The following is a 5,296-nucleotide window of genomic DNA, read 5'->3' as shown; positions in this document are numbered from 1 at the left end:
ACGGCCCACTCGATGTCGTCGACGGTGACGCCCTTGGCCTTCGCGTCGGCCTCCATGGCGTCGAAGCCCTTCTTGATGGCGTCCTGGTGGGAGCCGGAGAAGGACGTGTAGACCAGGTCGCCCACGTACGGGTGGCGCGGGTGGACCTCCATCTGGTTGCAGTACTCCCACGTGCGACGGATCTCGTCGATGTCGGAGAAGTCGATCTGCGGGTCGACGCCCTGGGAGAACAGGTTCATGCCGAGGGTGACCAGGTCGACGTTGCCGGTGCGCTCGCCCTGGCCGAACAGGCAGCCCTCGACGCGGTCGGCGCCGGCCATCAGGGCCAGCTCGGCGGCGGCGACGGCGGTGCCGCGGTCGTTGTGCGGGTGGACGGACAGGCAGACGTGCTCGCGGCGGGAGAGGTTGCGGCCCATCCACTCGAAGCGGTCGGCGTGCGTCGAGGGCGTGGAGCGCTCGACGGTGGCGGGCAGGTTCAGGATGATCTCGCGGTCCGGGCCGGGCTGCCAGACGTCCATGACCGCCTCGCAGACCTCCAGCGCGAAGTCCAGCTCGGTGTCGGTGAAGATCTCGGGGCTGTACTGGTAGCCGAACTCGGTCTCGGGGCCCAGCAGCTTCTCCGCGTACTCCATGACCAGGCGGGTGCCGTCGACGGCGATCTGCTTGATGTCGTCGCGGGAGCCGCGGAAGACGACCCGGCGGAAGACCGGCGCGGTGGCGTTGTACAGGTGGACCGTCGCGCGCTTGGCGCCCTTCAGGGACTCCACGGTGCGCTCGATCAGGTCCTCGCGGGCCTGGGTCAGCACGGAGATGGTGACGTCGTCGGGGATGGCTCCCGGCTCCTCGATGATGGAGCGTACGAAGTCGAAGTCCGTCTGGCCCGAGGCCGGGAAGCCGACCTCGATCTCCTTGTAGCCCATCTTGACCAGCAGGTCGAACATCGCGCGCTTGCGGGCGGGCGACATGGGGTCGATCAGGGCCTGGTTGCCGTCGCGCAGGTCCGTGGAGAGCCAGCGGGGGGCGGTGGTGATCCGGTTGTCCGGCCAGGTGCGGCCGGGGAGGTCGACCTGCTCGTAGCGGCCGTACTTGTGGATCGGCATGGAACTGGGCTGCTGGCGGTTGGCCATGATGCTGTGGGCTCCTCAGAGGGTGTCCGGAAGGACGGCCGACGACGCAGCACCAAGCTCCGCGGGGAGGGAGTCGGCCTCGACTACAGGCCCTCGCCGCGGCAGCTAAGGAGAAGCAGCCCGAAACGCATGATGCGCAGCATGCTAGCCGAGCCCCTTCCCTGCGCGTGGGGTCGTATCAGTATGCGGGACCGGTCGAACAAAAGGGACGAAAAGTGCGCCATGCCACTTCGCCCTAGCAGTCGCCACGGAGCGTGAGGGCCGTTGTCCCGGTATTTCACCAATCATGGTGGCTACTAGTGACAGTTTCGTCACGCAGTGCAAGGGTTCCGGGCATGACGACCCACGGGGGCTTCGAGCCCGTCTTCTGCACGATCGTCCCGCCCCACGTCCTCGACAAGCTCGCCCAGGCCGAGGACCCCGCGCTCGCCGGACCCGCCCGCCGCACCCTGCAGCGCGACGCCTTCGAGCGCACCCAGCGCCGCCTGACCACCGTCCTCGGCGCCACCGCCGTCCCCTCGGCCGCCGAGGGCAGGCCGCGGCGCACCGTCCACGACGCCCGGCACGGCACCGCCCTGCCCGGCCACCAGGTCCGCGGCGAGGGCGACGCCCCCGGCAAGGACGCCACCGTCAACCGGGCCTACGCCGGGCTCGGCGCGACCTTCGAGCTGTTCCTGCGGGCGTTCGGACGCGACTCGATCGACGGCGACGGCCTGCCGCTGACCGCGACCGTGCACTACGACCGCGACTACAACAACGCCTTCTGGAACGGCGAGCAGATGGTCTTCGGCGACGGGGACGGCGAGATCTTCCTCGACTTCACCATCCCGATCGACGTCATCGGCCACGAACTCGCCCACGGCGTCACGCAGTACACGGCCAACCTCACCTACTTCGGCCAGCCCGGCGCGCTCAACGAGTCCCTGTCGGACGTCTTCGGCGCGCTGATCAAGCAGTACACGCTCGGCCAGACCACCACCGAGGCCGACTGGCTGATCGGCGCCGGGCTGCTCGCCCCGCGGGTGACGGGCAAGGCGCTGCGCTCCATGAAGGCGCCGGGCACCGCCTACGACGACGACGTGCTCGGCAAGGACCCGCAGCCCGCGACCATGGACGACTTCGTCCGCACCGGCCGCGACAACGGCGGCGTCCACATCAACTCGGGCATCCCCAACCACGCCTTCTACCTCGCGGCGACCGCCCTCGGCGGCCACGCCTGGGAGCGCGCGGGACAGGTCTGGTACGACGTGCTGACCGGCGGCGAGTTGACGGCGCAGGCGCTGTTCGCCGACTTCGCCACGCTCACCGTCAAGGCCGCCCGGGAGCGCTTCGGCGGCGGCGAGGAACTCGACGCCGTGTCGAAGGCCTGGGAGCAGGTCGGGGTGCGGACACCGTAGTTCCGTACTAGACAGGTGCCATGCGTATTCAGGTGAGGCGCACGGGCGGATTCGCGGGCATCGAGCGGCACGCCGAGGTGGACACCTCCGGCCGCTCCGATGCCGCCGCGTGGCACGCGCTGGCCGAGCGGGCGCTCGCCGGCGGCCGGACCACACCGCCGATCGGGGTGCCGGACGGGTTCGCCTACCAGATCACCGTGGACGGGACGACGGTGTACGCGGCCGATCCGCGGCTCACCGACGAGCAGCGCGCGCTGATCTCGCGGGTCCTGAAGGAGGGGGCGTAACGGCCGCTTCCCGCGCGGCCGTTGACTTCCGTTACCCCCGGTACGGATGATCCGGCGCATGGCGACTGACGCAGGCACCGCGATCCCCCGCTTCCCGCCCGGCTTCCTGTGGGGCGTGTCGACCTCGGCCCACCAGATCGAGGGCGCGGCCGAGCTGCGCGAACCGTCGGTGTGGGACGCCTTCACGACCGGGCCCGGGCGGGTCAAGGACGGCTCGACGGCGGCCGTGGCCTGCGACCACTTCCACCGCCACCGCGAGGACGTGGCGCTCCTGGCGGACCTGGGAGTGAACGCCTACCGCTTCTCGGTCTCCTGGCCGCGCGTGCGCTCCGAGGGCGGCCTGGACTTCTACGACCGGCTGGTCGACGACCTGTGCGCGGCGGGCGTGCGCCCGGTGCCGACGCTGTTCCACTGGGACCTGCCCGTGGACCTGGACTGGCTCGACCGGGACACCGCCGCGCGCTTCGCCGACCACGTCGCGCTGGTCGCCGGCCGGCTCGGCGACCGCGTGACCCGCTGGATCACGCTGAACGAGCCCGCCGAGCACACGCTGCTGGGCCACGCCCTGGGCGTGCACGCGCCGGGCAGGCGGCTGCTGTTCGACGCGCTGCCGGTCGCCCACCACCAGCTGCTCGCCCACGGCCTGGCCGTACGTGCCCTGCGCGCCGCCGGCGCCGCGGACATCGGCATCGCCAACTCGCACGGCCCGACCTGGGCGGCCTCGACCGAGGCGGCGGACGTCGAGGCGGCCGACTTCTACGACCTGCTGCTGAACCGCCTGTTCGCCGATCCGCTGCTGCTGGGCCGCTACCCGGACGGCATCGAGGCGCTGCTGCCCGGGGACACGGAGGCCGACCTGAAGGTGATCAGCGAGCCGCTCGACTGGTACGGCGTCAACTACTACGCCCCGACCCGGGTGGGCGCGCCGCGGGGCACGGAGATCGACTTCGGCGGGGTCACCATGCCGGCGGAACTGCCCTTCTCCGTGCGGGAGATCGAGGGCCGTCCGGTCACCGACTTCGGCTGGCCCGTCGTGCCGGAGGGCCTCACGGAGGTCCTCGTCTCCTTCCGCGACCGCTACGGCGACCGCTTCCCGCCGGTGGTCATCACCGAGAACGGCTGCTCGTACCCGGGCGTGGACGACCAGGACCGCATCGCGTACCTGGACGGCCACCTCCGGGCCCTGCACCGGGCGCTGGAGGCGGGGGTCGACGTGCGCGGGTACTTCGTGTGGTCGCTGCTCGACAACTTCGAGTGGGCGGAGGGCTACGCGCGCCGCTTCGGTCTGGTCCACGTCGACTTCGAGACGCTGGAGCGGACGCCCAAGGCCTCGTACGCGTGGTTCCGGGAGGTGCTGCGCGCGCAGGCGGAACCGAGGTGACGGGGGCCGGTCGTCAGAACCCGAGCCGCCGCAGCTGCTTCGGATCGCGCTGCCAGTCCTTGGCCACCTTGACGTGCAGGTCCAGGAAGACCGGCGTGCCCAGCAGTGCCTCGATCTGCTTGCGGGACTTGATGCCGACCTCCTTCAGGCGCTTGCCCTTGGGGCCGATGACGATGCCCTTCTGGCTGGGGCGCTCGATGAAGAGGTTGGCGTGGATGTCGAGGAGGGGCTTGTCGGCGGGCCGGTCCTCGCGCGGGAGCATCTCCTCCACCACGACCGCGATGGAGTGCGGCAGCTCGTCGCGGACGCCCTCCAGGGCCGCCTCGCGGATCAGCTCGGCCACCATGACCTGCTCCGGCTCGTCCGTCAGGTCGCCCTCGGGGTAGAGGGCGGGCCCCTCCGGGAGCATCGGGATCAGCAGGTCCGCCAGCAGCTCGACCTGCTGGTCGCCGACCGCCGACACCGGGACGATCTCCGCCCACTCCATGCCCAGCTCCTTGCCGAGCTGGTCGATCGCGATGAGCTGCTCGGCCAGTGCCTTGCTGTCGACCAGGTCCGTCTTGGTGACGATCGCGACCTTCGGCGACTTCTTGATGCCCGCGAGCTCCTTGGCGATGAAACGGTCACCCGGACCGATCTTCTCGTTCGCCGGCAGGCAGAAGCCGATCACGTCGACCTCGGCCCAGGTGGTGCGCACCACGTCGTTCAGGCGCTCGCCGAGCAGCGTGCGCGGCTTGTGCAGCCCCGGGGTGTCCACCAGGATCAGCTGCGCGTCCGGCCGGTGCACGATGCCCCGCACGGTGTGCCGCGTCGTCTGCGGCCGGTTCGAGGTGATCGCCACCTTCTGCCCGACCAGAGCGTTCGTCAGCGTGGACTTGCCCGCGTTGGGACGACCCACGAAGCAGGCGAAGCCGGCACGGTGGACGGTCTCGCCCGGCTCTTCGGATGACTGCACACGAACGCTCATGCCGCCCATTCTCCCTGATCCAACCGACCCCTCCGCACCCCGGCCCGTACATCCCGGCCGCGTGGGCTTTCCCGAAGCCCGGCGGCTCCGAGGGCCGCCGGGACGGCCTACGATCACGGGGCTGCGTCGTCTCCCCC

At 70.8% G+C, this 5,296-nt stretch carries 5 protein-coding genes; 3 read left to right on the top strand and 2 right to left on the bottom strand.

Annotated features, from left to right (window positions below; translation table 11 throughout):
- Positions 1–1,127 (bottom strand): 2-isopropylmalate synthase (locus tag RIN80_RS26125; protein ID WP_309098106.1); only part of this gene is annotated, 1,127 nt, incomplete at its 3' end.
- A gap of 335 nt (positions 1,128–1,462) precedes the next feature.
- On the opposite strand from RIN80_RS26125, the gene RIN80_RS26120 reads away from it, so the two are divergent.
- The 3 genes from RIN80_RS26120 to RIN80_RS26110 are packed head-to-tail and all read left to right on the top strand — an operon-like array spanning position 1,463 to position 4,192.
- Positions 1,463–2,524: a M4 family metallopeptidase gene (locus RIN80_RS26120; protein ID WP_309098105.1), complete on the top strand. Its 1,062-nt coding sequence runs from the start codon at positions 1,463–1,465 to the stop codon at positions 2,522–2,524.
- Between the two features lie 20 nt (positions 2,525–2,544).
- A complete protein-coding gene (locus RIN80_RS26115) occupies positions 2,545–2,811 on the top strand; it encodes a protealysin inhibitor emfourin (protein ID WP_309098104.1) in 267 nt (88 codons plus the stop codon).
- A gap of 58 nt (positions 2,812–2,869) precedes the next feature.
- Positions 2,870–4,192 (top strand): GH1 family beta-glucosidase, encoded by a 1,323-nt coding sequence (locus RIN80_RS26110; RefSeq protein ID WP_309098103.1) that lies wholly within the window; start codon positions 2,870–2,872, stop codon positions 4,190–4,192.
- A gap of 13 nt (positions 4,193–4,205) precedes the next feature.
- On the opposite strand, the gene era is transcribed toward RIN80_RS26110, so the two are convergent.
- A complete protein-coding gene (gene era, locus RIN80_RS26105; RefSeq protein ID WP_309098102.1) occupies positions 4,206–5,159 on the bottom strand; it encodes a GTPase Era in 954 nt (317 codons plus the stop codon).
- Positions 5,160–5,296 lie beyond the last annotated feature (137 nt).

It is taken from the genome of Streptomyces sp. (assembly GCF_031181705.1).
Lineage (GTDB): Bacteria > Actinomycetota > Actinomycetes > Streptomycetales > Streptomycetaceae > Streptomyces.
This window is presented reverse-complemented; position numbering and strand designations above follow the sequence as displayed.

Excerpts from the sequence above, each read along its gene's own strand:
- RIN80_RS26110 (WP_309098103.1), top strand. The coding sequence starts at position 2,870 with ATGGCGACTGACGCAGGCACCGCGATCCCCCGCTTCCCGCCCGGCTTC.
- era (WP_309098102.1), bottom strand. The coding sequence starts at position 5,159 with ATGAGCGTTCGTGTGCAGTCATCCGAAGAGCCGGGCGAGACCGTCCAC.
- RIN80_RS26115 (WP_309098104.1), top strand. The coding sequence starts at position 2,545 with ATGCGTATTCAGGTGAGGCGCACGGGCGGATTCGCGGGCATCGAGCGG.
- RIN80_RS26120 (WP_309098105.1), top strand. The coding sequence starts at position 1,463 with ATGACGACCCACGGGGGCTTCGAGCCCGTCTTCTGCACGATCGTCCCG.